Source organism: Arthrobacter luteolus NBRC 107841, assembly GCF_001552075.1.
Classification (GTDB): Bacteria; Actinomycetota; Actinomycetes; order Actinomycetales; family Micrococcaceae; genus Arthrobacter_B; species Arthrobacter_B luteolus.
The window spans coordinates 1-25,051 of the sequence record NZ_BCQM01000020.1; the positions used below are offsets into that span (position 1 = coordinate 1).

Genomic DNA, 25,051 nt, shown 5'->3' on the forward strand with positions numbered 1-25,051 from the left:
GGGCCTGGCCCTTGGCCTGGGTGATCGGCAGGCCAGTGTCGAAGGTTTCCATCTCCGCCAGGCGGGCTTCCTGGGACTCGACGGCGTCGGCGATCTTGTTCAAGATGCGGGCGCGTTCACGCGGCTTCATCTTGGGCCACGGGCCGTTGGCGAAGGCTTCGCGGGCGGCAGCGACGGCGGCGTCGATGTCCTCCTTCTGGCCGGCGGCGGCGGTGGCGTAGTTCTGGTTGGTTACCGGATCCAGCACGTCGAAGGTGGCGCCGTTGATCGAGTCGACGAACTCACCGTTGATGAAGTGCTGGATGTGTGTGGGAAGGTTTTCCGGAACGTAGTGCTCAGCCATGGGGCGTCTCCTTTGATGCTGTGGTCTTGGCGGGGGTGGTCTGTGGTGCGGTCTGGGGTTCCGGGCTAGCCGGGGTGTGCTTGAGGTACGCATCGAGGGTGGCGATCCGGTGGGCGCGGGCCGCGGCCTCGACCGTGCCGGCGTCGGCCTTTGCCTCGATCAGTGTCAGCAGGTGATCGTGCTCCGCGACGGAGTCCTGGGCGCGGCCGGGAACGTAGCTGAAGGTGGAGGAGCGCAGCGCGCCCAGCCGGTTCCAGCCGCGGTGGACCAGGTCCAGGATGTGCGGATTGGGACAGTTGGTGAACAGGGCCGAATGGAACTCCCGGTTCAGCACGGTGAAGCGGACCGGGTCGAAGTGCTCCAGGCATTCGCGCATCTGCGCGTTGATAGCCTTGGCCTTCGCGAGGTCCTCTGCCGTGACCAGCGGAGCGGAGAGCGCTGTCGCGTACCCTTCCACCAGGCTCAGGGTCTGCATGGTGTAGAGGTACTCGGTGGGGTCGATGCCGGTGACTGTGGCGCCGACGTTCCGCTCGAACCGGACCAGTCCTTCGGCCTCCAGCCGGCGGATCGCTTCGCGCACCGGGACGGCGGAGCAGCCCAGGTCCGCGGCGATCCGGCCGAGCACCAGGCGGTACCCCGGCCCGTACTCACCGGAGGCGATTTTGGATTGGACGGCCTGGTAGGCCTGCTCGGCCTTGCTGGTGCTGGCTGTGTTGCTGGGCAAAGAAGGGCTCACGCCTGTTCCGCCGCCCAGGCCTCGTACTTTTCCTTCCACGCCGAGTTCATCGGGTAGAGGCCGTCGACGCCGTGGCCGGCCTTGACCATCTCGGCGATGAACTCTTCCTGGTGTTCCTGCTTGATGCAGGCCTCCACCAGCTCCTCGGCGATGGCCGGCGGGATGACCAGGATGCCGTCGTCGTCGGCCACGATGATGTCGCCGGGCTGGACGGTGGCGCCGCCGCAGGCGATGGTGAGGTCCGTGTCCCAGGGAACGTGCCGGCGGCCGAGGACCGCGGGGTGCGGATTGGCGCAGTACACGGGCAGGTCAATGCCGGCCACGGTGGAGTAGTCGCGGACGCCGCCGTCAGTGATGATGGCTGCGGCGCCGTTGTGCTTGGCGCGCAGGGCCAGGATGTCGCCCAGGGTGCCGGTGCCCTTTTCGCCGCGGGCTTCCATGACCAGGATTTCGCCGTCGCGGACGGTGTCGATGGCGCGTTTCTGCGCGTTGTAGCCGCCGCCGTGGGACTTGAAGAGGTCCTCACGGTTGGGGACGAAGCGCAGGGTGCGGGCGGTGCCGACGACCTTGCGGCCGGTTTTGGTGCCGGTGAGGCCGTCGATGGAGACGTTGTTCAGGCCGCGGGCGCGCATCTGCGAGCTGAGGGTGGCGGTAGCGACGGATTCCAGCTTGGCCTTGAGCTCGGGGGTGAGGGCCGACGTCGGTTCTTCCTGGGGTGCGAGGCCCGCCTTTTCGGCGGAGCCCCAGGCTTCTTCGCGCTGCTTGTCATCGACCTTGGGCTGCGCGCCAAAGGCGGCCAGCGGCGTCGTGCCTTCGGTGACCGTGGTGGTCAGGCGCCCGGTGGTCTGTCCGGTGGAGGGGGAGTCCACCTCGATTTCGACGACGTCGCCCGGGACTGCCACGGAGGCACCGGCGGGGGTGCCGGTGAGGATCATATCCCCGGGTTCGAGGGTGAGGAGCTGGGAGAGGTCGGCGACCAGCTGCGCGAAGGGGAAGAGCAGGTCTTCGGTGGTGTCGTCCTGGGCGAGTTCGCCGTTGACCCAGGTGCGGACGCGCAGGGCGGCGGGGTCGACGGCGGCGGCGTCCAGGATGTCCGGGCCGACGGGGGTGAAGCCGTCGCCGCCCTTGGAGCGGAGGTTGGAGCCTTTGTCTGCCCAGCGGAGGTCGTACACGCCGAGGTCGTTGCTGGCGGTGACGCCGCCGACGTAGCTCCAGGCGTCTTCGACGGAGACGCGGCGGGCGATTTTGCCGATGATCAGGGCGATTTCGCCTTCGAAGCCGAGCAGTTCGCAGCCTGCCGGGCGCTCCACCGTGCGGCCGGTGAGTGCGAGGGAGGAGCTGGGCTTCAGGAAGTAGGAGGGCTGCTCCGGGGTGCGTCCGCGTTCTGCTGCCCGGCTGGGGTAGTTGATGTGGACGGCGATGACCTTGCCGGCTGAGGCCAGGGTCTCCGGTGTGACAGTGCTGCTCGTGGACATCTCACTCCTGAATCAGGTACGAAATCGTATACGATCCAGTGTGCCGTGTGGGGTGGGTCACGTCAAGCGAGTAGGTGGATGATGCGTGTCCCTAGCCATGCGTCGGGGACACGTTGCCCGACGGGCAACACATCAGGAACCGGGCCCAGCCAAGAGAAGCTACGCAGCGTCAGGCAGACGAGGCCTAGCCCATGGAGCGGACTGAGGCCTGGGATTCCTACTTCTACCCGGAGACCATCAACGAAGCCGGATACGGGACCCTCAAGACAAGCTGGGGGAGCGAGACCCCGATGCCCTCCGCTCCATCGAATACGGCTACACCGCCGTCCGCGAACGCGAATTGCTCTCCGGCACGGCCAAGGTGGACCACACCTACGGTGCAGATCACCTCCGGGCCATCCACCACCACCTCTTCCAGGACATCTACGACTGGGCCGGCGAATTCCGAACTATCAACATGGGAAAGAACGCCGCCGGCTTCGCGAACATTGAGAACGGTGACCTGGACCAGATGCTTAAAGAGGTCCAGCGAGCCGCAGGACAGGTTCAATGGGCCGACCTCAACGCCGACCAGTTCGTCATGAGCTCAGCTGCCCTCTTTAGTTTCGTGAACCATGCCCATCCCTTCAGGGAAGGCAACGGGCGGACCTCCAAAATCTTTATGGAACACGTCGCGGAGCAGAGCAAATTCACGCTGGACTTCTCCCAGGTCGACAGGGATCTGTGGAACGCCACCTCCGAGGCCAGCCGCCCCAAACCGGAACGGCCCTATTTAGACCCACTGCCCTTGGTCAGCGTCTTCGCCCTCGCGACCAAAGAACGCGGAAACGAGCAGACGAAAGAAACCAGCACCGTCCACCTCAATCTGTCCAAAGCCAGCTACCCCGCCCCGGCCACCGAGTCACTCAACAAGTCGGCGCAAGGACAAGGCACTGAGCGGAGAGGAAACCCGTACCAGCCCGGGCAAAGCCTTGGGACCCATGAACGCTGAAGAAGAAACGGAGAACTGGGCTCCGCAGCGCTGGTCGCGCCAAGAATGGTTCTACATGTGGACCAAAGGACTCGATCCTCGGCGAATCGCCAAGATATGCAGGGTCCCGTACCGGAAGGTCTACGACCATATCCGCACCCGGGTCAACCACAACCCTGCTCTCTTCGGGCAACGCCTCATGCTCCACGACCACCCGAAGCTACCGCGAGGAGGGCTGGGAACCAGGAAACCAACCTGGCAGGAACGCGCTGGCAAGCTCGCCGAATTCCGACGGAGCCACGGAAGATTCCCACGCGGATACCTCGAGGGGGAGCAGCAGCTTTACAGCTTCTTACAGAACCAGCGGAAGCGGTATCGAGCGGGTGAACTAGCTGCCTGCAAGGTTTCGTTTTTGAATGAACACCTGCCAGGTTGGCTGACACCACCCAAACAGGACCGCGAAACCAAGCTCTGGGCGCAGCAGGCAGCAGAGCTAGAGTCCTTCGTGAGAAACCATGCTCGGTACCCCAGCTATGAGTCAGGGAAGGACGCCGCTGAGAAAGTTCTTGCGACCTGGCTAACCAGGCAACGGCGATGTCACCGACTAGGAACACTGCCCGAGGCTCGGAGAGTTTCGTTGGACGAACTTATACCTGGATGGCATGTGACGGGGAACAGATATGACGTGTCCGACGTAGTTCCCCCAAACGCCAGGCTTCGTTAGTCAGGACTGTGACTGGCATCCTGTGATCTATGAACCTTCCACTCCGAGATGGCCCGACCGGTGAGGTCCTGAAACGCGGACCGCTACGAGACTTCGGCCCGCGCCAAACAAATGAATCCCGAGCATCGAAACGGCACTCACTGGATTACCACGAATTTCCCGTACCACGGCTCCTGGCGCACTCCTTGCGGCTCGCCGGCTTTCAGATTGGTGGGCCCCGCGAGAAGGTTGAGTGGTGGGCTCTCTTTGCGTACAAGGGAGTCGGTGCGTCGCTAGCACACGAAAAGTTTGGGCTGAGACTCTATATTCCGGCTGATCTAACAGAAGATGAAGACAAAAAGCTTCTTACCGAAATCCAGACACAGCTTCGTGCCGCGACTCGAGTTGTGGAGAAGGACCTCCTAGCCGCAGCTCCACAGATGCTCGGGGACGGCCGCGCCATTGTCGTGAATCAACACTTGTCATTGGACAGGGCCTATTCATATTTTCGCTCCCGTGCGCTTGACCCCGTCGTGGTCGAAGACACCAGCATCGAGTATGGGGAGGGCGAACTGCCTGAAGGGCTCGCACGCGCATGGACCTTCCAGAGCGGGAAAATCGAGATGCAGCTAAATGCCTTCCACGACATGATTGCCGCCATAACGGCGTACCTCAGCAGACTGGAGCACGACCTAGTGTTGGCATTGGCTTTTTCTAACTTTGATCCCGGGGTGGACAACTTAACATCGTTCATCGGCTCACGCTGGGGTGAGAAGTTCGATCGGGTGCTGCGCCAGGTGAATGGTGGAACTCAATACCGCAGTCGTCTAACCGCGGTCGTGGAGCGGTGGCGCAACCCCTACTCACACGGCGGATTCGAAAAGGGACATGCAGCCACAATCTATCTCCAAGCACCGGACATTGGAGCGATTCCAGTCGGACTTACAAAGGTGAGGGACAGCCCGCGCTTTTCGTTCCTCCCAGGATCTGAATCCACGATTGAAGAGGTCTTTAACCTTTTTGACAAAATAGATTCTTGGATGCGATCGGAACTTCCTGAGGCCATGCAGTGGATTTCTTCAGGTCTCGATGTGCGGTTCGATTCTGATTTTCGAGCACTGGTAGATGAAGCTCGCGAGAGAAATGAATTTGAGGAACTAGTGGGATACTTCGAGCATCGCCAGGCCATAGTCGACAATATGGACTACTGAAAGGTGGTGCATGTATTGGAGTCTGCTGGATGGTCAGGCCAACGATCTCTACTGGTTGAGACTAGCCTCGTTATCGCGGGAACGGCGACGAAATGATGGGGTACGCCGTCCTACTTGTTGGAGTCCGTCGATCCGAAAACCACAGCGGCTGCGCCGGCAACCAGGAAGAACGTGCTGAATGAGATAACTACTGCGTCGGGCGAAGGCGTCATGAGGGTGGCGACGAAAGCGCTCAGACCACCTCCGGCGGCCAAGGAGCCGAGGTTAGCAAACAACGCGGCTCCCTTTCGTTTGTTCGACTTGAGTCGCAGTTGCTTGGCCGCTGTGTCTACGTAGTGCGTAGACACAGAGGCACTTAGATTCAACTGAGCATGTTCCTCCGCCCGTTTACGAAGGGCGGCGGAGTAGTCGATGAGGACCGCTTGCGCTGCGCCACTGGCATCATCGGTCCAAACGATCTCGCCATTTGTCAGCGGGATACTTGAAGGAGCTTCGCTCGGATTCGCCTGAGAAGTTCCGATAGCCAACTAGATTTTCTCCAAGTCTCGATCACGCATATCTGCGGTGGTGCGATCCTTGCGATGGCTGAGGCGAACCTCTATCGGCATATCCGCCGACGTCGCTGCCCAAGCGCGGACTGCCCAAAGAAAGTCCTCCTGCCTCGCGGCGTTCTGCGCCTCTCTTCTAAGGGCGCGTGCCTGCAAGAGGCTAGTGAAGTTTGTGATTATGAGAGCAAGAAGGCTAACGCCAAGCGCTAGCGCGGTGGTTACGGTCAGCTCGCTCGATTCAAGGAGCTGAGCACCTGTGAAGAGCGCAAGCGACGCGGCGAGAACAGATAACAGCGACAAGGCTACAGCGCGAAGTTGGATACTCTTCGACCTATCCTGCTCCAGCTTTTTGGCTTTTGTCTCTACGCTGTTCCGCCGCTGCATGAACCGATCGGAGACGTCATCGTTCGGGAGTGCCCTGATGAACGCGTGAGCGGCTTCCTTGGACTCAACCCGCTCGCGCTTCAGCCCTTGGTTTGTCATATAGACAACTTCGTATCCCCCGTTGGTGGGGGTGATGCTGAGCACGGTGTCTCTGCGGCGGTCCGTCATCTTGCAGACTATACCTAAAACAATCGTCCGAAATGGACCGGTTGTGCCACCACCCTCAGAGGCGAAGCGGGAAGAAGCGGCACTCTGGTCACAACGCAAGTCCTAAACCTGGAGGCAACACCTCACCAGGGAGAACGGATTATGAGCCTCGCAGGGAAACCTGACATCTGGAGCTCGCGATGAGCCGGCGCAGGGCTATGGACCTGCGGTGCCCAATACCTCGGACAAGCGCCTCGGAAGTCATGCGTCAGCGTCCGGCGATTTCCGCGGCGGCGCGCTCGGGCGCGATCTCCCGTACGTCGTCGTCAATCAGCAGGCAGCGGTGCGCGGTGGCCAGCAGCAGCGCCGGGTCGTGGATGACCAGCAGGACCGTGCCGCCGGCGTCGGCATAGGCCTTGATCCTCGTCCCCAGGCGTTCACGCATGGCGGGGTCCAGGCGCTGCTCCGGTTCGTCCAGGATCAGCAGCGAGGAGGGACGGATCAGCGCGGATGCTAGCAGCAGCCGGCGGCGGTGGCCGGAGGAGACGGAGGCGGGGACGGCGTCGGCCCGCTCCTGCAGCGCGAAGAAGTCCAGTTCGGCGTCGACGGCTGCGTCGGGGTCCGGGACCGAGTGGCCGCGGGCGACCAGCTGCAGGTGCTCGCGCAGGGAGAGGGAGGGGAAGAACGCGTCCTCGTCGAACAGGGCGGCGACCTGGCGGCGAAACGGGATCGCGTCCTCGTTGGCCGGCAGCCCGTGGGCCCGGACCTCGCCGTCGACTGCGTCCCAGCGATGGTGATCATGTCAGTGTTCCAGGGGACGTGCCTGCGGCCGAGCACCGCGGGATGCGGGTGGCGTAGTAGACGGGCAGGTCGATCCCGGCAACGGTGACTGTGCGGCTCAGCGAATACTCTCGTACGCGTCAAGCGCGTGCCGGCGGGACTCCAACAGGTCCACGAGCGGCTCGGGATAGGCGGGAGTCAGCGCGTCCGGCACCCAGTGGGCGACGTACTCACCTTGGGGATCAAAGCGCTTTGCCTGTGTCTGGGGATTGAAGATCCGGAAGAACGGTGCTGCGTCCGCGCCGGAGCCCGCGACCCACTGCCAGTTGGCGGGATTGCTCGCGGGGTCTGCGTCCACCAAGGTCTCCCAGAACCATTCCTCACCCACCCGCCAGTGGATGCCCAGGTTCTTGATCAGGAAGCTGGCGGCGACCATCCGCACCCGGTTGTGCATCCAGCCAATGCTCCAAAGCTGCCGCTGGCCGGCGTCGACCAGCGGAATTCCTGTCAACCCGGCCTTCCACGCATCGAGGGGATCCAGGCCATCAGACCGGGATTCCGACGGCGCTTGCGCCGCCTTCCCCCGCAGGATTGCCGGGGTGCGCGGTCCGGAGCCCTCCGGATGTTCCCAGGGGAACCCGTCGAACGCGGGCCGCAGGTTCTTGGTGGCCAAATCCGGGTTGTGAAAGAGCTGGTGCCAGCAGAACTCACGCCAGCCAATTTCGGTGCCGAACACATCCGGCCCGGGCCCGTTCCCGCGCACACGGGACAGCGCATGCCACACCTGGAACGGACTCACATGCCCCCACCGCAGGTACGGGGAGAGCCGGCTGGTTCCGGGCTTCGCTGGGCGGTCGCGACCGTCGTCGTAATCCTGCACCGGTCCGGCCAGGAAGTCGCTGAGTGCGGACAAGCCCGCTTCCTCGCCCGGGTCCCAGGCTTCCGCCAACCCGGTCGCCCAGTCCGGATTTAGCGGCAGCAGGTCCCAGTCCTGAAGGTCCTCCCCAGCGGGGATGCCGTCCGGCGGAGCCGCACTCTTGTCCGGAGCCGGAAAGGGCGCCCGGAAATCCATTGCGGACACGGTTCGCCAGAAGGGCGTGAAAACGCGGTACGGTCCGCCGCTGCCCGTACGCACGGTCCAGGGTTCATGCAGTAGCGACGCCTGAAAGCTCTCCGCCTGCACCTCCGCGCCCGCCGCCCACTCCTTGACCGCAGTGTCGACCTCCCGCTCCGGCCCGCCGTAGCGCCGATTCCAGAGGACCCGCTCCGCGTCTACCTTCTGCGTGAACGCAGGAACGACGTCGCCGGCTGGCCCCCGTAACAGGACCAACGGAATGCCCAGGGCTTCAAGATCATGCCGCAGGGCCTGCAGCGCATGATGCAGCCACCATTTGGCGGCTGCGCCCAGCGGTCGGATGCCCGGTGATTCCTCATCCAGAACATAGAGGGCTACCGCGCCGCCGTCGTGCGCTGCGGCCAGGAGGGCAGGATTATCAGCTGTGCGCAGATCGTCGCGGAGCCAAGCGATGGAAACCACGGGCAGGTCCTTTCTTTGGATAACACGACCCTATCCGTGGACCCTGGCATCGGTCCCGCGCCTCCACTTTGGGTAGGGAACACCCATCCAAATTGGCAGATACAGCATCGACGCGCCCGCCCACCGGCAGCCAGCCGGCCGATCACCATCGGCCGCCGGTCCAGGGGCAGGCTCAGCCACTAATACCCTTCGGGTCCGCTGGCCGAGGCCGGACCGAACTTCCGGGCTACGGTCATCACCGTCACCAGGGCAGCGAACACCAGCACCGCCGCTGCCGCTCCGTCGGGCAGGGAGAACGACGGCAGCGCCACCAAAGTGCGTCCGGCGGCGTTCGTGCCCGAGGCCTGGGCTACCTGCTCCCGCAGGGCCAGGACGAGTCCCGCGGCCATGGCTCCGATAGTCCCCAGCGCCAGCACGGCGGTGTAGACGTGGACAATCGCGAGGTCTGCGGCCATGTATGGGTAAAGCTTCTGTCAGGAAGGCGTCACCCACATGAATGATCTCGACTTGGAAACCCGAATCCGGGCAGCGGCCCCGCAAGTATCCCAGCCGCTGGGGCTGGCTGAGTACAGTACGCGCATCCTGGAAGGGGCGCGGAGACGACGTCAGCGGAGCCTTCGCGTCTGGGCGGCCGGCGCGGTCCGCTCACTTCGCGTGCCCGCGGGGCCTGGCGTGCCCCCCGGCCGGGATTACTGAACCGGGGGAGGCGGCTGAACCGGGGGCGGCGGGGGCTGTCCGCCGTCGTACCTGGGCCCGCTCTCCGGACCTGCGCCCGGGCCGTAGCCATCCCGCGGCTGTTCGCTTACGCGCCGCCAGGGACGCCGGTCGTAGATAGCCAGAAGCTGCGCACCGAGACCAAAGAACACCATGGCCAGCCAGACGAGGATGTTGAGCCACGGAACATGCAGCGCAACGATGAGGATGAGGCCCCCGACGAGCGCCTTGATCACAGGATGCTGGTTCCCGCGGAAGATGAGCCTGCCGATGTAATAGGCAGCAAAGACGAAGGTCGCGAGCGTGAGCACGATCCATACCAGCAGGATTGCCAGCGCGACGGGCGCCCCGATGACCGTGACCAGAAGGATCAGCACAGCAAACGGAATGGCGATCGATGCCACGAAGCCGACCAGCAGGGCTTTCCAGGGTTGGGGCACCAAGCGGTCGGTGACACGTTGCAGCAGACGGGGGAAGAGCCAGCCTGCGAGCACCGTGATGAGGCTCAAGGCGACCAGCGCATAGAGCAGCCCGAGGAGCCATCCAACGAACTTTTCACCCGGCGACGGTTCTCGGTCGGGCTGCGGCGCGATGCGCTCGATGGTGCCACTGACCGCGCCGTCGGCGATGTCCGCATCTTCGTTGGAGTTGTACGTCAGGTTGCCGCCGACAGTCCCGTCGATGGTCAGATCCCCGACGCCGACCTGGACATCACGGCCGATCGCGCCGGCGATGGAGATATCGCCCGCGGCGCCCACCAGATCGTTCCCGAAGGAGCCGGTATCGGTGACATCGACAGTCGACGCGAAGATGGTGCCGCTGCGCGTAACGTCGCCGCTGATGGTCACGTCCTGCCCGGCCAGGCGCACGTTTCCGTCAACGTTTCCGGTGATGGTGATCGTCTGGCCGGCTGCGATCACATCCCCTGTGACGTTTCCGCTGATCGTGATTCTTTGTCCCGACGCGTACACGTCCCCGGAAACGTCGTCCCGGACGTCGATGTTCAGTCCGCTGTAGTACTGCGGGCCAGACCCGTCGTTCGTTACCGCAGTGGATAAGAACTGCGGGCTGGACGCCGGGGAAGAAGCGAATGCGCCGGTCCCCGTGAGAAGAAGCAGAATGACGGCGGCGAGAATTGCGGAGAAAGCCCGCCGTGAGGGAGAAGGAAGTCTCATCGGAATGCCTTTCCGGTACCTGGGTGCGCCTGATCGTCCTCATCGGAGGGCTGTCTGCAGCGGCGTCCCGGAACGTGGGGCCGGTGCGCAAACCGGTGCCGTCGTCCCGGGGTCATTATCATCAGTGTCCAGCAGATAGCTCCCGCACAATAGGGGCGGCGGGCCCGGCTGCCGCCGCTCGGCATAATTCCCGCCGGTTCCCAGCAGACGGGACGGACCGGCACCTGGGAGCCCCAACTCCCGGTGCCGGCCCGCGCCGTCGTCGTACTTGTGAACCTAAACCTTCACCTTCGCCGCGAACTGCCGTCCCGGCGCCGTCCGGGCATGCGTCCCGTAGATCATCAGGCCGACGAACGTCAGGCCGCCCACCAGGTTCCCGAGCACCGTGGGAATCTCGTTCCAGATCAGGTAGTCCATCAGCGTGAACTCGCCGCCGAGCATCAGGCCGATCGGGAACAGGAACATGTTCACCACCGAGTGCTCAAAGCCCATGTAGAAGAAGAGCATAATCGGCATCCACATGGCGATCACCTTGCCGGGCAGGCTGTCGGACATCATCGCGCCGACGACGCCGGTGGAGACCATCCAGTTGCACAGCACCCCGCGCACAAACAGGGTGAGCATCCCCGCTGCGCCGTGTTCCGCGTAACCTACGGTGCGGCCCTCGCCGATGTGCCCGATCGCCTGGCCCACCTCGCTGACTTCGGAGGAGAATCCGTAGGTCCAGACGATCGCCATCAGCAGGGCAGTGGTCAGCGCGCCGGCGAAGTTGCCGACGAATACCAGTCCCCAGTTCCGCAGCATCGAGTTCCAGGTGACGCCCGGGCGTTTGTCCAGCCAGGCCAGCGGCACCAGCGTGAACACTCCGGTCAGCAGGTCGAACCCCATCAGGTACAGCATGCAGAAGCCCACGGGGAACAGGATCGCCCCGAGCAGCGGTGAGCCGGTCTGCGTGCTGATCGTGACGGCGAACGCCGCGGCGAGGGCCAGGATGGCACCGGCCATGTAGCTGCGGATCAGGGTGTCCCGGGTGGAGAGCATCACCTTGGAGTGCCCGGCGTCGATCATCCGGACCGCGAAGTCCTTCGGAATCACATAGCTCATCGCCGTCCCCCTACCACTGGTACTTCAGGAATTTGCCGTCGATGATCACGCGGACGCGGTCGCCTTCGGGATCTTCGCGCCGGGTCAGTTCGACGTTGCAGTTGATCGCGCTCATGATGCCGTCGCCGAACTCCTCGTGGATGGCTTCCTTCAGCGCCGGGCCGTACACCGCCAGCAGCTCATAGAAGCGGTAAATCGTGGGATCATCCTTCAGCGAGTCCCCGGCAATCCGGTACGGCTGTTCCTGCAGGGCCAGCACGGTGTCCGCGTCCAGCTCCAGCAGCTCGCCCGCCTTCTCCGCCAGTTCAGCCGGCACCGGATGCGAACCGAGCAGCGCGGCGATGGTCCACAGCAGCGGCCGGTCAAGCTGCTCGGCAATCTCCGCCCAGGAGGAATCCGAACGGGCGACGGCGCTGCGCACCTTGAGCGTGGCCTGGTCTCGTGTCGTGTTCCAATGAGTCATTTCGATCTCCTCCTGAGTTGCATTCCGGCACTTGCCGCAGCATCAACGTAGAAGGCGGCCGAGCGCCGGACCCAGGCTTTTTGCGAAGACCAGTCGGCAAAAAACGCAGCGAGCCCACCCTTTTACCTGCGCGAAACAACCAGGCAACGGGTCCGCCTTCCGGGCCTCGTACGGTGTAGAACCGGGAGCCGTTTGAAAACCACAGGAAAGGACCGGAGATGGATCTGCTGACACAGGTGGTCCGCGAGGCGCCGGTTCCGCTGTGGGTCATCGACCAGGAGGGTCTCGTGTCCCTGGCGAACAAGGCTGCGATCCGGTTCCTGGGCTACCGGGGAGAGGACGACGTCGTTGGCGGTCCCAGCCATGACCTCCTGCACTGCCGCCGCCCGGACGGATCCCCGTACCCGGAACACGAGTGCCCGATTGTCGGCTCGGCCGGTTCCGCCCCGGCGTCGGAGTGGTTCGTGACCCGCGCCGGGGACGCGCGCCCGGTGCAATGGACCACCCGCAGTATGGGGAGCGGCCTCGGCACGCTCCTGAGCTTCAGCCCCCAGCCGCGGGCCCAGACGCAGATTGTGCGGGAACTGCGCAGCCGCGGACCGGCGCCCCGGACGCCTGCGGTGCAGGTCCGGGCCGAGCTCCGCGGGTCCATGCTCCGAACCATCGAAGCCCGGTTTACGGATCCGGAATTCACGACGGCGGAACTCGCCGCCGGTGCGCATCTTTCGGTCCGTTCGGTGCAGGCGGTCTTCGCCGAGGCCGGGACGTCACCGGCGGCCGAAATCCGCCGTGCCCGGCTGGAACATTCCCGTACCCTGCTGGCGCAGGGGTCTGCCGTGCAGACCGCGTGCCTGGCGTCGGGATTCCAGGACCCCGGCACTTTCAGCCGCGCCTTCCGGCAGCGCTACGGCGTGGCTCCCAGCCAGGTGCCGGCGTCGTCCGTTTGAGCCTTCTGGCCAGCTGAAGGATCCCTCACCTTTTGTGATTGGGTGGCCCGATGGATAACTACGTTAGTTCAGGCACTTTCTGGTTCACGCTTGCGGTGATCAATGCGGGCCTGGCTGAGCAGAAGAACCGGTCGCGGTGGATTTGGTTCCTCGTGTCGATATTGCTGGGGCCGATCGCCACTGTGCTGATCGTGGTGTGGCGGGCGCCGGAGCCGGTCGCGCCGTCGATGGCCCATCGTGGCGGATCAAGGTACCGGACCTAAAGGTCCTTCACCGCACGGATAGCAGCCATAGCCCGAGGGAAACCGATGTAGGGAAAACAGTGGACCAGGGCTGCGATGATCACCGTCTTGGAGTTGCCCACCTGGAGGCAGGCGCGGCCGTGCGGGCCGAGCTGGGCGGAGGTGTCGCCGATCGCAGCCAGGGCACAGAGCGCAAACAGTTCACGCTGCGCGAGGGAGAGGCCGCCGCGGGTGTAGAAGTCTCCGAAGCAGAACTCGGTCAGGAACCGGGGGAGGGCCTCGTTGAACGGCTGCGGCAGGTCGGCAAGGTTGTCCTTGATCTCCGTGCCGTACAGCGGCTCCTGTTCGGCGAGCCCGCGCTGGTACCGGCCGGCGTCGTCGACCGTTCCTTCCGCTGGCAGCGGCAGCGAGATGCCATGGTCGCGGAACGCTCCGTTGACCGTGGCGACGGCGTTGAGGGTGCGGGGAAAACCGATGAATGGTGCCAGCTGGTACACCGCTTCGCGGATCTGCACCGGCGCCACACCCACGCGGAGCGCCGCGGCGGTGTGGGCGCTTAGCTGCGGCATGGTCTGCAGGCACGCGAGGACGGTGACCGTGATCAGCTCCCGGGTCCGGTCATCCAGCACGCCGGTGCCGAAGACATCGCCGAAAATGAAGCCGCGCAGGATCTCCATCAGCTCCGGATCGTCCTGGTGGGCGTCCGGGTCCCGCGGACCGAACAGCCGCGCATAGGTTGCCTCGGCCTGCTCCCGGCGGGAAGGGGAACCGGAACCGGAATCCGATCCATCCATGATGCGCTCCTTGGCCCTGACATGCAGGGGACGCTGGGATATAGGGACGCTGGGATGCGGGGACTGTCAGGCGCGGGCTGTTGTGACAAGCAGGCCCAGCGATTGCGGCCCTCCTCCCATGCAAGCACGCCCCGGCGGCGCCGCGCCAGCACCCCGGACCGATCGCCGGACGCAGCATCTCATTGGACGGTCCGCTGGTGCCGGCGGGAGCCGGCTTCAGGCATCCTGGCGCAGGTTGTTGCCCGCGGTTTCGCCGCCGTCGATCGCGATGGCGGCGCCGGAGACAAACCGGGACTCGTCCGAGGCCAGGTACAGCACCAGTGAGCTGATCTCCTCCACCTGCGCGGCCCGGCCGGCAGGAATCTGCCCGACGCCGCGCCGCAGTCCGGCGGTCAGCGCGGTCTCCACGGACCCGGGATGGATCGAGTTCACCCGGATTCCATCGGGGCCGAAATCGAGCGCAGACGTCTTCGTTAGCCCCTGCACCCCCCACTTCGCAGCGGCGTACGCGGCGCGGTTCTTGAAGCCCACCAGGCCGGCGATCGAGGACACATTGATGATGGAGGAGGACTCATTCCTGCGCAGCTGCGGCACGGCCGCCTTCATGCCGAGAAACGAGCCGGTCAGATCGATGTTGATCGTGCGGTTCCAGTCCTCGATGCTGGCATCCTCTGCGTTGCCCGGAGTGTAGATTCCGGCATTATTGACCAGGATGTGCAGGGCGCCGAACTGGCGGACGGTGGATTCGACGGCGGCCAGCCAGTCACTGAAGCTGGTCACGTCCAGCCGGGAGAATGCAGCGGCCTTCCGGCCGGCGGCGTCGTTGATGCCGCGGGCCAGTTCCCTCCCTGCCTCTTCCTGCAGGTCCGCGATCATCACGCTGGCCCCCTCGGCGGCGAGCATCCGCGCGTGCGAAGCGCCCATGCCTTGGGCGGCCCCTGAAATCAGTGCGACCTTGCCGGCCGCCCGGCCCGCGGCAGGGGCTGGTCCCGCCGGAGGCGTGTGTGGATGTGGGCTGGAGATGTTCTCGCTCATGACCGCCACAGTAGAAGTCCGGCAGCGCACCACAGAGGACCCGTTCCATTCAACGGTATGATCGGGATCACGTTTTGGAGCCAGTGCAGAGTAGCGCACGGCTCCACCGGTGCAGGATCTGCGAAAGGTGGCACGGTGGCCAACTCACCCTCGGGGGAATCCGTGGTTAACCGCGTGGTGCGCCTGCTGGCTGCCTTCACCGACGAGGAGCCGGCGCTCCCGCTCCGGAAGCTGGCCCGGGAGGCGAACCTCCCGGTCTCCACGGTTCACCGGCTGGTCGCGGAGCTTGAAGTGGAGGGCCTGCTGGAGCGCGACGCCGAAAAGCGGGTCCGCCACGGGCACCGGCTCTGGGAGCTGGCCAGCCGCGGATCCCGCGCGGCGAACCTCCGCGAAGCCGCCCTGCCGGTGATGGAGGACCTGCTGGCGCACAGCGGCCACCACGTCTCGCTGGGAGTCCTTGAAGGGACGGATGTGCTCTACATCGAACGCCTCGCCTCCGACGCGTCCACGGTGAACATCACCCGGGTTGCCGGCCGGCTGCCGGTGCACGGCTGCTCCGCCGGACTGGTTTTTATGGCCCATGCGGCGGAGGAGGAGCAGGACCGGTTCCTGCACCGGCGGCTGGAAAAGCTGACCGAAGCAACCGTCACCGATCCCGAGCAGCTGCGCGGCGTCCTGGCTGCGGTCCGGCAGTCCGGTTTCTGCTCGATGGCCGGGATCATTGTTGAGGAATCCAGCGGGATCTCAGTTCCCATCTTTGCGCGGCGGGACCAGGTGGTGGCCGGGCTGACGGTGATCGTCCCGCTTGGTCAGGAGGCCCTGCCGGCGATCGTTCCGCAGCTGAAGATGGCTTCCCGGGCCATTACCCGCCGCCTTGGCTACGTGCCGGCCGCGCCGGGGATGCAGCGCCGCAGCGTTCCGTCCGCCAGCTGAGCCGCCCTCGCGGGCTCAGAAGCTGCCGCTCCGTTCAACGGAGCAGGGGTTCGAATGAATGGAACACCCTCGCCGAACCGTGTGTGACCCCTGTCACGATCGAACGAGCAGTTTCCACTGCACCCGTCCGATCGAAGGGACCACCCATGCGCATCCTCAACGGTGAGAACGCAGGCCACTATGACGTCGTCGTCGTGGGTTCAGGAGCCGCGGCGCTGACCGCGGCCGCCACTGCCGCCGCCGCCGGCCAATCCGTCCTGGTGCTGGAGAAATCCGCCCTGCTGGGCGGGACCTCCGCCGTCTCCGGCGGAATGCTGTGGGTGGTGGACAACCACTATGCCCGCCAGGCCGGCATCAGTGACTCCAAGGCCGACGGCCGCCGGTATGTGGAGGCCGTGGCCCGTGGCCTCGGCCGGGCGGAGCTGATGGACGCGGCCCTCGAACACGGGGACACCATGCTGCGCTTCGCCGAGGAGGAGCTGGACGTTCGGTTCATCTTCCTGAACAACTTTCCGGACTACCGGCAGGACCTCCCGGGTGCTGTGCCCGGCGGCCGCACCGTGGAACCTGAACTGTTCAACTACCGCGAAGCCCTCGGCGGCCTGGCCGCGCACATCCGCACCGACGGCCGCCACCCGTACACCATGCAGGAGTATGAGCAGTGGGGAGCCTTCACCGCGTTCCCCTGGGACCAGCTCACTGCCCGGCAGGAAGCCGGGATCGCCGCCAAGGGGCACGCCCTGGTCGCCATGCTGGTGGCAGCCTGCCAGCGGAACGGCGTGCACCTGGCCGTCGAGGCCCGCGCCGAACGGCTGTTGACCGGCAGTGGCAGGATCACCGGAGTGAGGCTCGAGGACGGCACGGAGATCAGCGCCGGATCCGGGGTGGTGCTGGCCGCCGGCGGGTTCGAGTGGGACCGGCCGCTGGCCGACTCGATGCTGGCCAGCCGCCTGGTCACGATGTGCTCACCGCCGTCGAACACCGGAGACGCCCTGAAGATGGGCCAGCGCGTCGGAGCCATGACCCGCGGCACCCGCGAGGCGTGGTGGGCGCCTATGTCCTTCACCGGCGGGGTGCGGGACGGCGAACCGGTCGGGTCGCTGCTGCGGTTCGAACGGCAGGGGCCGGGTTCCATCATGGTGAACCGCCACGGTGTCCGGTTCGCCAACGAGGCGCAGAACTACAACGACCTCGCCCGGGTGCTGCAGTCCTGGGACTCGGCGAACAACCAGACGCTGAACACCCCCGCCCACGTGGTCTTCGACCAGTCCTACCTGGAACGCTATGGAATCCTGGACCACCGGGCGGGTCAGCGCACCCCTGACTGGCTCGTCGAAGCCCCAACCCTGACTGAGCTCGCGGTGCGGATCGGGGTTCCGGGAGACGCCCTGGAAGCCACCGTTTCCCGGTTCAACGCCCACGCACTGGCCGGGGCAGACCCGGACTTCGGCCGCGGCTCCTCGGGATACGACCGCTACTGGGGCGATGCGGACAACGCCTGGCCCAATCCCTCCCTGGGCCCGCTCCAGTACGGGCCGTACTACGCGCTGGAAGTGGTCAACGGTGCCTTCGGCACCTGCGGCGGGCTGGCCACCAACGGCACCGGCCAGGTGCTCGACGTCGACGGCGAACCGATCGCCGGACTGTTCGCCGCCGGCAACACCACCGAAAGCCCCTACTCCGCCGGCTACCCCGGAGCGGGCGCCACGCTCGGCCCGCTGATGACCATGGCCTACCTGGCCGGCCGCCGGCTGGCCGGGCAACCCGCCGCCTTCGCCCCGGCCCGGATGGTCTCCGCATGATCCGGCACATCGTGATGTTCCGCTGGAAGGACTCCTTCACACCGGCCATCCGCGAGCAGTGGACCGCAGGCCTGGACGCCATGCGGGACAACATCCCCGGGATGCTCCGGCTCGTTCACGGTCCGGACATCATGCACACCGACCGGTCCTGGGACCACGTCATCATCGCGGACTTCACCACCCGTGCGGACATCGCTGTCTACAACACCCACCCCCTCCACGAGGCCATCAAGCCGTTCTCCCTGCCCAACGTGCAGGACCTCGCCTACGTGGACTTCGAACTGGACGATCCAGCCTTGGATCCAAGCGCAAAGGACATCTCATGAGTCTTCCCCTGCCCAAGGCCCTCCGCCCCGGCGAAGCCCCGCCCCAAGCCCGGAAGACCGGCTCCGCCGATGCCGCGGCGGGCCACGAACCACCCCGGACCCCGCGCAAGGCCGCGCTCGCCTCCTTCCTCGGCTCCACACTGGAGTACTACGACTTCTTCATCTACGGCACCGCGGCCGCGCTGGTTTTCCCGCAGCTGTTCTTCCCCACCGCCAACCCGGCGGTCGCCACCATCGCCGCATTCGCCACCTTCGGCGTCGCCTATATTGCCCGTCCCCTGGGCGGTATGGTCATGGGCCACTTCGGCGACCGGATCGGACGCAAGAACGTCCTGCTGTTCACCCTGCTGCTGATGGGCGGAGCCTCGCTGGCGATCGGGCTGCTGCCCACCTACGAACAGATCGGGATTTGGGCCACCGTGCTCCTGGTCGCCGGGCGCCTGGCGCAGGGATTCTCAGCCGGCGCGGAATCCGCCGGTGCCTCCTCCCTGACCATTGAGCACTCACCGGAAGGCCGGCGCGGATTCTTCACCTCCTTCGTGATGACCGGATACGCCTCCGGCATGGTGCTCTCCACCCTCGTCTTCATTCCAATCTCCGCCCTGCCGGAGGAGGACCTGATGAGCTGGGGCTGGCGGGTGCCGTTCCTGCTCTCCGTCGCCGTCCTGGCCCTGGCCTTCTGGGTCCGCACCAAACTCGATGAAACACCGGTGTTCGAAGAGGAAGTCGCCCAGGCCGGAGCCGTTCGGAAACTCCCGGCCCGCGAGGTCCTGAAATACCAGGGCGGTGACGTGCTGCGGGTACTGCTGATGTCCATCTTCTCCGTGATGCAGACCGTGTTCACCGTCTTCGGCCTCTCCTACGCCACCGACCAGGGCGGTTTCGAACGGACGTCCATCCTCACCGTCAACGCGGTGGCGATCGGCCTGTCCATGGCCGCCATGCCGCTGGCCGGCCGGCTCTCCGACCGGATTGGGCGCCGGCCGGTCATGCTGACCTCCATGCTGGGCTGTGCCGGCTGCATCTTCCTCTACTTCCTGGCCCTGGGCACCGGCAACATCTGGATCGTTTTCGCCGTGTCCGTGCTGTTTATGACCGTGCTGTACTCAGGCTTCAACGGCGTCTGGACCTCCTTCTTCGGAGAGCTGTTTGCCGCCCCGGTCCGCTACTCCGGGATGGCCATCGGCAACCAGCTTGGGCTGGTCGTCGCCGGCTTCGGCCCCATGATCGGCGGACTGCTGCTGGCCGAGGGCGCCTTCGGCTGGATACCGGTGGCCGTGTTCGGCGGCCTCTGCGCCCTCATAGCCGCCGGTGCCGTCCTCAGCTCCCGGGAAACCGCCCACACCCCGATCAAGGAACTCGGCGGACCCTACCTGCAGGCCACCCGCCGGCCCTGACCCCGGCCGGCCCTGACCCCGGCCCCATCCACACCACACGGACACCACACCGGCAGGCGGACCTGCCGGCGGGCGGTGCCCACGCAAGGAGATCACCATGAGTACCAGTCCAACCCCTTCCTCCCACTCCGCCCCCGCAGCGCAGTCCACATGCGACGTGCTCGTGGTCGGCTCCGGGGCCGCCGGCATGGCGGCTGCCATTAAGGCGGCGCACGAGGGGCTGACCGTGATCGTGGCGGAGAAATCCCCGCACTTCGGCGGCACCACCGCCCTGTCCGCCGGCTGGGCATGGGTGCCGGGCAACCCGAAGGGAGCTTCCGCCGTGGGAGACACCCGGGCCGAAGCTGAGCAGTACCTACAGGAGCTGGCCCCGGAGACCTACAACGAGTCCGGGGTGGCTGGGTTCCTGGACACCGTGCCGGAGGCCATCGAGTTCTTCGAGAACCACACGGAGGTCGTCTTCAGCTATCCCGAGAAGGCGCCGGACTACCAGATGGACCTCCCGGGCGCGAAGCTCGGCGGACGGGCCATCCTGCCTGCCGACGCCGACGCCCGGATTCTGGGGGACCGCCGCCGCGAGCTGCAGCCCTACCTGAGCTCCTACACCGTCTTCGGGTACATGCCGCAGGTGGGGCCGGACCTCAGCCAGTTCCTGCACGCGAACCAGTCGGTCAAGTCCTTCACCTACGTGGCCGTCAAGCTGCTGAAGACCTGGACGGACATCGCGCTGCACCGGCAGCCGCTCAAACGGACCAACGGCTCCGCCCTGATGACCCGCATGGTGAAGTCCGCCTTGGACGCCGGGGTGCGGGTGTGGACGGACACCCCGGTGCTGGAACTGATCAAGGACGACGGCGGCGCGGTGACCGGGGCGGTGCTGGGCGGGTCCCACGCCGGAACAGTCACGGCCCGGCTGGGAGTGGTGCTGGCCGGCGGAGGATTCTCCGGGGACCGCGAACTGCGCGCCCAGTACTTCCCGCATGACCGCGACGGGACCGAGCACTTCACCCCGACCCAGGGCCACGACGGGTCCTCTGCCCGGCTGGCGATGTCCGCCGGCGGCGGGATCAATGCCGACGTTTCGTCGGTGGGTTCCTGGGCTCCGGTCACCGTGTTCCGGCACCTGCTCAGCGGCACCCGGCGGCTGTTCCCGCACCTGCGCCAGATCGGCCTGCCCGGCATGATCACGGTTGACCGCTACGGCAAACGGTTCGGCAACGAGGCGCTGAGCTACCACGACTTCGGCGGGGCGATGCTCAAGCACCACGAGGACCAGGAGTCCACCTACGCCTGGGTGGTCGGTGACGCGAAGCTGATGCACAAATACGGCGTGGGCTTCGCGAAACCGTGGCCCATTCCGCGCACCTTCTATTACCGGACGGGCTTCCTGCACAAGGGCAAAAACGTTGCCGACCTGGCCCGGCGGATCGGCGTCGACGCCGAAGGGCTGGCGGAGACGATCACCCGGTTCAACCGGGATGCGCTCGCCGGCGTGGACACGGAGTTCGGCCGCGGTTCCACCGCGTACAACCACTTCCGCGGGGACCTGGAACACAAGCCCAACCCCAACCTGGCGCCGCTGGACAAGGGGCCGTACTACGCGGTGAAGGTCAGGATGGGGGACCTGGGCACGTTTGCCGGAATCGACGTCGACAGTCACTCAGCCGTGATCCGGGCCGACGGAACCCGCGTTCCCGGGCTGTACGCCGTCGGTGCGTCCGCTGTCTCGGTCTTCGGCGGCGGCTACCCGGGCTACGGATCGCACATCGGGCCCGCCCTGGTCTTCGGCTACCGCATGGGCCGGGACATCGCCGGGCTGGCGGCCGGGAACAGCCGTGCCGGATCCGGAAACTCCCGGAAGGGCGGCGCATGAGAGACGCCGCTGCGGCGGCGGGGCCGTTCGCCGGCCGCACCGCCGTCGTAACCGGCGCTGCCGGCGGGATTGGCGCAGCCACCGCCCGGATGCTGTCCCGCCGCGGAGCCTTCGTGGTTATCGGGGACATCAGCCCCGGTGCGGCTGCGGTGGCGGACGCGCTTACTGCCGAAGGCCGCCGGGCACACGCCGTCCGCACGGATGTTACGGACGAGGATTCCGTGGCCGCGCTGATGGCGGAGGCCGCCGGGCTGGGCGGTTCGGTGGACATCCTGGTGGCCAACGCCGGGATCCCGGAATCCAAAGGCCCGCTGCATGAACTGGACGCCGAACACTGGCGGCGGGTGCTGGACATCGACCTCACAGGAGTGGCCCTGTCAATGAAACACGCGCTGCGTTACATGTCCGCCCAGGGAAGCGGCGCCGTCGTCGCGGTTTCCTCGATCCTCGGGCTGGTAGGTCAGGCCGGCTCCGGTCCGTACTCCGCCGCGAAGGCCGGTGCCGCCAACCTGGTCCGGTCCGCCGGGCTGACCTACGCGCCCACCGGGATCCGGGTGAACGCTGTGGCGCCCGGGTATGCCGAGACGCCGCTGCTGGCCGCACTGGACGAATCCGTCCGGACGCAGATCCTCGCCCGGCAGCCGATGGGGCGGCTCGGCAGCGCGGAGGAAATTGCTGAGGTGATCTGCTTCCTCGCCTCCGATGCAGCCAGTTTTGTCACCGGAGCCGTGTGGCCGGTCGATGGAGGGTATACGGCGCAGTAGAACCGGAGGACCATGGCGGAGGAAGCCCCAGCAGTTCCGCCAATCCCGAGGAGCAGGAGAAATGATCCTGAACGAGACCTACACCCTGGCCAACGGACTGCCGATCCCGAAGCTTGGACTTGGCACCTGGTTCATCCAGGCTGACGCCGCGGCCCAGGCCGTGCGGGACGCCATCGGGATCGGGTACCGCAACATCGACACCGCGCAGGCCTACGGAAATGAACACGGGGTGGGGGAGGGCGTGCGCACCAGCGGGGTGCCCCGCGGGGAGCTGTTCGTCTCCAGCAAGCTGGCCGCCGAGATCAAGGACTATCAGGACGCCGTCACCGCCATCGACGGGTCCCTCACCGTGATGGGCCTGGACTACCTGGACCTGATGCTGATCCACAGCCCCCAACCGTGGAGCGACTGGCGCGGCGGCTCCTACGCCGAGGGCAACCGGGAGGCCTGGCGGGCGCTGGAAGAGGCCCACACGGCAGGCAAGCTCCGCTCCATCGGCGTCTCCAACTTTGAACAGCCGGACCTGGAGAACATCCTCTCCGCCGCCACCGTGGCACCGCAGGTCAACCAGATCCTGGTCCACGTCGGCAACACCCCGGAGGCGCTGCTGGACTACTGCGCGGAACGGAACATCCTCATTGAGGCGTACTCGCCCATAGCTCACGGTGAAATGCTGAAGAACCCGGACGTCACCGCCATGGCCGGGCGGTACGGGGTGACCGTCCCGCAGCTGTGCATCCGGTACGCGCTGGAGCTGGGCACCGTGCCGCTGCCCAAGACGGCGAATCCGGAGCACATGCGAAGCAACGCTGAGGTCGACTTCACCATCTCCGGACAGGACCTGGACACCCTCCGCCACCTGCGGATGAACGACTACGGCAAGTCCAGCCGGTTCCCGGTGTTCAGCGGGAAGTAAGCGCCCCGGTGGTAATATCCGACGGTCACAAAGCCCGCCGCCGGATGGGTTGAAACCGGCCCCGACCCACGGCAGGAACACATGACTTACCACCGGATCAACGGCGTCGATCTCTACTCCGAGGTGGCCGGCGAGGGGCCGCCCATCCTGTTCCTGCACGGCGGATTCTGTTCGCTGGAATCGCTGCAGGCACAGTCCGATGCGCTGGCGGGGGAGCGGCAGGTGTTCGCGTTCGAACGCCCCGGGCATGGCCGGTCAGCGGATATCGACGGCGGCTACAGCTACGAGCGCGGCCTCGCCGACACCGTGGCTTACCTCGATGCGGAGGGCCTGGAATCGGTGGATGTCCTCGGCTACAGCGACGGCGCGATCCTCGGGCTGCTGCTGGCCCTGCACCATCCGGAACGGGTCCGCTCCCTGATCTCCATCAGCGCGAACCTGGATCCCTCAGCTTTCAAGACCTCCAACGACGACGGCGGCGGGCTGCCGGTGCTCGGGCCCCCGGTGCACGAAGCGCCCAAGGAAGAGCCGAAGCCCGACGTCGAGCGGATGCACTACGAGCGGCTGTCCCCGGACGGGCCGGCGCACGCCGATGCCGTTCTGGCCAAGCTGTTCCGGCTCTGGACCGAAGAACCGCACATCGACCCTGCGGACCTGGGAGGGATTAAAGCCCCGACGCTGATCATGTCCGGGGACCGGGACACCATCCGGCCGGACCACAGTCTGCTGATCGCGGCGTCCATTCCGGGTGCGCAGCTGTGCATCGTCCCCGGCGCCACCCACGGACTGCTCGCCGAGCGCCCGGCGCTGATCAGCGCCGTCGTCCGGGAATTCCTGCAGCAGCTTCGTTAACCCAGCTCTGTGAACGCAGCTGCCTGCACTCGCTGAGTACGGGACGCCTGGGGATTGAGGTCGCTGCACCACGCGGGATAGACGCGGAAACCACGCTTGCCGGGATGCATATCAGAGCTGACATAGCCGGCCGAGACCAGGTGCGCCGGGGTGAATTGGAAGACCCCGAACCGGTCCCGGTCCTCCACAAAGACGAGCAAACCGGCCAACGACTCCTCAGCGGAGAACGGCCTGGGTGATCCGCCTTCGCTGCGGGTCCATACTGCGACGAAAGCGCCCGGCTTCGTCGGCGTGATCCGGGCGGTGCGGATTCGCCAGTGTTCCTCCCCGAGGCTCGCGACGCCAGATTCGTAGTCGCTGTTCTGTTCTTCAACCTGGATGACCAGCGCATTGGTCGGAGAAGGTGCAAAGTCGATGAAGCGGCTGAACGCACGGAAATTCACTCTAGAACTCTATGCGTTCCCATCTGCCACAACGACGTGCTCCTACTGCAGCGGGAGTTCCCTTGCCGTCCGCTAGACTCGGCTCGTTGCGCCGGTGGGGCGCGACGCAAAGGTTCGGGGGAGCCGTCATGATCAGGAAACCGTCAGCAGGAATGGTCGTTGGCCTGTCGATTGTGGGCGGCTTCGCCCTCGGAATCGGCACGTTGTCCAGCCCCGGATCCAATGACTTCGCGGCGGAGCCCGGCCCGGAATCATCGACCGTGGACCTTGCCGTCTCACCGGCGTCGGACGCCGGTTTTCCTGGAATCGAAGATGACCCCGAGACAGCCGTGTACGAACCGTTCGTTGCTTGTTCTGCCGAGTACGCGAATGGTCCCGGGGCGGACCTGGACCGCAGCAACATGATGGGACCGGAGAACAGCGTGATGGTTTCGCCC

Annotated in this window: 28 protein-coding genes; 14 read left to right on the plus strand and 14 right to left on the minus strand. The window is 65.8% G+C overall.

Going from position 1 to position 25,051, the window contains the following annotated elements:
• The 3 genes from AL3_RS17445 to AL3_RS17455 form a co-directional block, all read right to left on the minus strand.
• The coding region (locus AL3_RS17445; RefSeq protein ID WP_157075286.1) for an aldehyde dehydrogenase family protein at positions 1–343 on the minus strand (343 nt) is incomplete at its 3' end.
• Positions 336–1,067, minus strand: coding sequence for a GntR family transcriptional regulator (locus tag AL3_RS17450; RefSeq protein ID WP_246168385.1), 732 nt, complete (start codon positions 1,065–1,067; stop codon positions 336–338). The genes AL3_RS17445 and AL3_RS17450, both read right to left, overlap by 8 nt.
• Positions 1,068–1,075: 8 nt before the next feature.
• The gene (locus AL3_RS17455; RefSeq protein ID WP_066303491.1) at positions 1,076–2,554 is read right to left on the minus strand and encodes a fumarylacetoacetate hydrolase family protein; all 1,479 of its coding nucleotides are present in this window, start codon (positions 2,552–2,554) and stop codon (positions 1,076–1,078) included.
• Positions 2,555–2,894: 340 nt separating this feature from the next.
• Here AL3_RS17455 and AL3_RS17460 point away from each other — a divergent pair, with 340 nt between their 5' ends.
• The 3 genes from AL3_RS17460 to AL3_RS17465 all read left to right on the plus strand — a co-directional run bounded on the left by AL3_RS17460 (position 2,895) and on the right by AL3_RS17465 (position 5,438).
• Positions 2,895–3,545, plus strand: a complete 651-nt coding sequence (locus AL3_RS17460) for a Fic/DOC family protein (protein WP_066303494.1) — start codon at positions 2,895–2,897, stop codon at positions 3,543–3,545.
• Positions 3,546–3,723: 178 nt separating this feature from the next.
• Positions 3,724–4,248 carry a helicase associated domain-containing protein gene (locus AL3_RS19145; protein WP_370665541.1) on the plus strand — a complete coding sequence of 175 codons (525 nt, stop codon included), beginning with the start codon at positions 3,724–3,726 and terminating at the stop codon, positions 4,246–4,248.
• A 185-nt stretch (positions 4,249–4,433) separates the two neighbouring features.
• On the plus strand, positions 4,434–5,438 hold the full coding sequence (locus AL3_RS17465) for a hypothetical protein (protein WP_066303496.1): 1,005 nt from the start codon (positions 4,434–4,436) through the stop codon (positions 5,436–5,438).
• 110 nt (positions 5,439–5,548) lie between these two features.
• On the opposite strand, the gene AL3_RS18605 is transcribed toward AL3_RS17465, so the two are convergent.
• From AL3_RS18605 to cynS, 8 genes are all read right to left on the minus strand, one after another.
• A complete protein-coding gene (locus AL3_RS18605; protein WP_157075287.1) occupies positions 5,549–5,965 on the minus strand; it encodes a hypothetical protein in 417 nt (138 codons plus the stop codon).
• Positions 5,966–6,514: a hypothetical protein gene (locus tag AL3_RS17470; protein WP_161599331.1), complete on the minus strand. Its 549-nt coding sequence runs from the start codon at positions 6,512–6,514 to the stop codon at positions 5,966–5,968.
• Positions 6,515–6,785: 271 nt separating this feature from the next.
• Complete coding sequence (locus AL3_RS18245) at positions 6,786–7,268, minus strand: ABC transporter ATP-binding protein (protein WP_083521878.1); 483 nt, start codon at positions 7,266–7,268, stop codon at positions 6,786–6,788.
• Positions 7,269–7,415: 147 nt separating this feature from the next.
• Positions 7,416–8,834, minus strand: coding sequence for a cryptochrome/photolyase family protein (locus tag AL3_RS17480; protein WP_066303505.1), 1,419 nt, complete (start codon positions 8,832–8,834; stop codon positions 7,416–7,418).
• 179 nt (positions 8,835–9,013) lie between these two features.
• Complete coding sequence (locus AL3_RS17485; RefSeq protein WP_066303507.1) at positions 9,014–9,289, minus strand: hypothetical protein; 276 nt, start codon at positions 9,287–9,289, stop codon at positions 9,014–9,016.
• Between the two features lie 234 nt (positions 9,290–9,523).
• The gene (locus tag AL3_RS17490; RefSeq protein ID WP_066303509.1) at positions 9,524–10,723 is read right to left on the minus strand and encodes a DUF8173 domain-containing protein; all 1,200 of its coding nucleotides are present in this window, start codon (positions 10,721–10,723) and stop codon (positions 9,524–9,526) included.
• A 276-nt stretch (positions 10,724–10,999) separates the two neighbouring features.
• On the minus strand, positions 11,000–11,827 hold the full coding sequence (locus tag AL3_RS17495; RefSeq protein WP_066303512.1) for a formate/nitrite transporter family protein: 828 nt from the start codon (positions 11,825–11,827) through the stop codon (positions 11,000–11,002).
• A 10-nt stretch (positions 11,828–11,837) separates the two neighbouring features.
• Complete coding sequence (gene cynS, locus AL3_RS17500; protein WP_066303514.1) at positions 11,838–12,290, minus strand: cyanase; 453 nt, start codon at positions 12,288–12,290, stop codon at positions 11,838–11,840.
• Between the two features lie 218 nt (positions 12,291–12,508).
• Here cynS and AL3_RS17505 point away from each other — a divergent pair, with 218 nt between their 5' ends.
• Positions 12,509–13,237 carry a helix-turn-helix transcriptional regulator gene (locus AL3_RS17505; RefSeq protein ID WP_066303516.1) on the plus strand — a complete coding sequence of 243 codons (729 nt, stop codon included), beginning with the start codon at positions 12,509–12,511 and terminating at the stop codon, positions 13,235–13,237.
• A gap of 50 nt (positions 13,238–13,287) precedes the next feature.
• Entirely contained in the window at positions 13,288–13,500 is a 213-nt protein-coding gene (locus AL3_RS17510) for a hypothetical protein (protein WP_066303518.1), read from the plus strand.
• Here AL3_RS17510 and AL3_RS17515 read toward each other — a convergent pair.
• Together AL3_RS17515 and chcB1 are read right to left on the minus strand one after the other, a co-directional pair.
• On the minus strand, positions 13,497–14,273 hold the full coding sequence (locus tag AL3_RS17515) for a carboxymuconolactone decarboxylase family protein (RefSeq protein ID WP_066303521.1): 777 nt from the start codon (positions 14,271–14,273) through the stop codon (positions 13,497–13,499). The two genes, AL3_RS17510 and AL3_RS17515, sit on opposite strands and share 4 nt — an antisense overlap.
• 216 nt (positions 14,274–14,489) lie before the next feature.
• Positions 14,490–15,308 (minus strand): trans-4-hydroxycyclohexanecarboxylate dehydrogenase, encoded by an 819-nt coding sequence (gene chcB1, locus AL3_RS17520; protein WP_083521881.1) that lies wholly within the window; start codon positions 15,306–15,308, stop codon positions 14,490–14,492.
• A 135-nt stretch (positions 15,309–15,443) separates the two neighbouring features.
• On the opposite strand from chcB1, the gene AL3_RS17525 reads away from it, so the two are divergent.
• The 8 genes from AL3_RS17525 (at position 15,444) to AL3_RS17560 (ending at position 24,171) form a co-directional block, all read left to right on the plus strand.
• Positions 15,444–16,241, plus strand: a complete 798-nt coding sequence (locus AL3_RS17525; RefSeq protein WP_066303524.1) for an IclR family transcriptional regulator — start codon at positions 15,444–15,446, stop codon at positions 16,239–16,241.
• A 146-nt stretch (positions 16,242–16,387) separates the two neighbouring features.
• A complete protein-coding gene (chcC1, locus tag AL3_RS17530; protein WP_066303527.1) occupies positions 16,388–18,043 on the plus strand; it encodes a 4-oxocyclohexanecarboxylate 2-dehydrogenase in 1,656 nt (551 codons plus the stop codon).
• A complete protein-coding gene (locus AL3_RS17535; protein ID WP_066303529.1) occupies positions 18,040–18,369 on the plus strand; it encodes a Dabb family protein in 330 nt (109 codons plus the stop codon). The genes chcC1 and AL3_RS17535 overlap by 4 nt, the downstream gene beginning before the upstream one ends.
• Entirely contained in the window at positions 18,366–19,766 is a 1,401-nt protein-coding gene (locus AL3_RS17540; protein ID WP_083521880.1) for an MFS transporter, read from the plus strand. Before AL3_RS17535 ends, AL3_RS17540 begins: the two co-directional genes overlap by 4 nt.
• 97 nt (positions 19,767–19,863) lie before the next feature.
• Positions 19,864–21,639, plus strand: a complete 1,776-nt coding sequence (chcC2, locus tag AL3_RS17545; protein WP_066303536.1) for a 4-oxocyclohex-2-ene-1-carboxylate 5-dehydrogenase — start codon at positions 19,864–19,866, stop codon at positions 21,637–21,639.
• Positions 21,636–22,403, plus strand: a complete 768-nt coding sequence (chcB2, locus tag AL3_RS17550) for a cis-4-hydroxycyclohexanecarboxylate dehydrogenase (protein WP_066303538.1) — start codon at positions 21,636–21,638, stop codon at positions 22,401–22,403. The genes chcC2 and chcB2 overlap by 4 nt, the downstream gene beginning before the upstream one ends.
• Before the next feature lie 61 nt (positions 22,404–22,464).
• Positions 22,465–23,319, plus strand: a complete 855-nt coding sequence (locus tag AL3_RS17555; RefSeq protein WP_066303540.1) for an aldo/keto reductase — start codon at positions 22,465–22,467, stop codon at positions 23,317–23,319.
• A gap of 81 nt (positions 23,320–23,400) precedes the next feature.
• The gene (locus AL3_RS17560; RefSeq protein ID WP_066303541.1) at positions 23,401–24,171 is read left to right on the plus strand and encodes an alpha/beta fold hydrolase; all 771 of its coding nucleotides are present in this window, start codon (positions 23,401–23,403) and stop codon (positions 24,169–24,171) included.
• Here AL3_RS17560 and AL3_RS17565 read toward each other — a convergent pair.
• Positions 24,168–24,614, minus strand: coding sequence for a MepB family protein (locus AL3_RS17565; RefSeq protein ID WP_066303542.1), 447 nt, complete (start codon positions 24,612–24,614; stop codon positions 24,168–24,170). The genes AL3_RS17560 and AL3_RS17565 overlap by 4 nt on opposite strands.
• 152 nt (positions 24,615–24,766) lie before the next feature.
• Between AL3_RS17565 and AL3_RS17570 the strand changes: the two genes are divergently transcribed.
• The coding region (locus AL3_RS17570; protein WP_169795764.1) for a hypothetical protein at positions 24,767–25,051 on the plus strand (285 nt) is incomplete at its 3' end.

What these genes read in the sequence shown, in the direction of transcription:
- AL3_RS17455 (WP_066303491.1), bottom strand. Translation starts at nt 2,554, where the DNA reads ATGTCCACGAGCAGCACTGTCACACCGGAGACCCTGGCCTCAGCCGGC.
- AL3_RS19145 (WP_370665541.1), top strand. Translation starts at nt 3,724, where the DNA reads ATGCTCCACGACCACCCGAAGCTACCGCGAGGAGGGCTGGGAACCAGG.
- AL3_RS17485 (WP_066303507.1), bottom strand. Translation starts at nt 9,289, where the DNA reads ATGGCCGCAGACCTCGCGATTGTCCACGTCTACACCGCCGTGCTGGCG.
- AL3_RS17490 (WP_066303509.1), bottom strand. Translation starts at nt 10,723, where the DNA reads ATGAGACTTCCTTCTCCCTCACGGCGGGCTTTCTCCGCAATTCTCGCC.
- AL3_RS17495 (WP_066303512.1), bottom strand. Translation starts at nt 11,827, where the DNA reads ATGAGCTATGTGATTCCGAAGGACTTCGCGGTCCGGATGATCGACGCC.
- cynS (WP_066303514.1), bottom strand. Translation starts at nt 12,290, where the DNA reads ATGACTCATTGGAACACGACACGAGACCAGGCCACGCTCAAGGTGCGC.
- AL3_RS17505 (WP_066303516.1), top strand. Translation starts at nt 12,509, where the DNA reads ATGGATCTGCTGACACAGGTGGTCCGCGAGGCGCCGGTTCCGCTGTGG.
- AL3_RS17510 (WP_066303518.1), top strand. Translation starts at nt 13,288, where the DNA reads ATGGATAACTACGTTAGTTCAGGCACTTTCTGGTTCACGCTTGCGGTG.
- AL3_RS17515 (WP_066303521.1), bottom strand. Translation starts at nt 14,273, where the DNA reads ATGGATGGATCGGATTCCGGTTCCGGTTCCCCTTCCCGCCGGGAGCAG.
- chcB1 (WP_083521881.1), bottom strand. Translation starts at nt 15,308, where the DNA reads ATGAGCGAGAACATCTCCAGCCCACATCCACACACGCCTCCGGCGGGA.
- chcC1 (WP_066303527.1), top strand. Translation starts at nt 16,388, where the DNA reads ATGCGCATCCTCAACGGTGAGAACGCAGGCCACTATGACGTCGTCGTC.
- AL3_RS17535 (WP_066303529.1), top strand. Translation starts at nt 18,040, where the DNA reads ATGATCCGGCACATCGTGATGTTCCGCTGGAAGGACTCCTTCACACCG.
- AL3_RS17540 (WP_083521880.1), top strand. Translation starts at nt 18,366, where the DNA reads ATGAGTCTTCCCCTGCCCAAGGCCCTCCGCCCCGGCGAAGCCCCGCCC.
- chcC2 (WP_066303536.1), top strand. Translation starts at nt 19,864, where the DNA reads ATGAGTACCAGTCCAACCCCTTCCTCCCACTCCGCCCCCGCAGCGCAG.
- chcB2 (WP_066303538.1), top strand. Translation starts at nt 21,636, where the DNA reads ATGAGAGACGCCGCTGCGGCGGCGGGGCCGTTCGCCGGCCGCACCGCC.
- AL3_RS17555 (WP_066303540.1), top strand. Translation starts at nt 22,465, where the DNA reads ATGATCCTGAACGAGACCTACACCCTGGCCAACGGACTGCCGATCCCG.
- AL3_RS17560 (WP_066303541.1), top strand. Translation starts at nt 23,401, where the DNA reads ATGACTTACCACCGGATCAACGGCGTCGATCTCTACTCCGAGGTGGCC.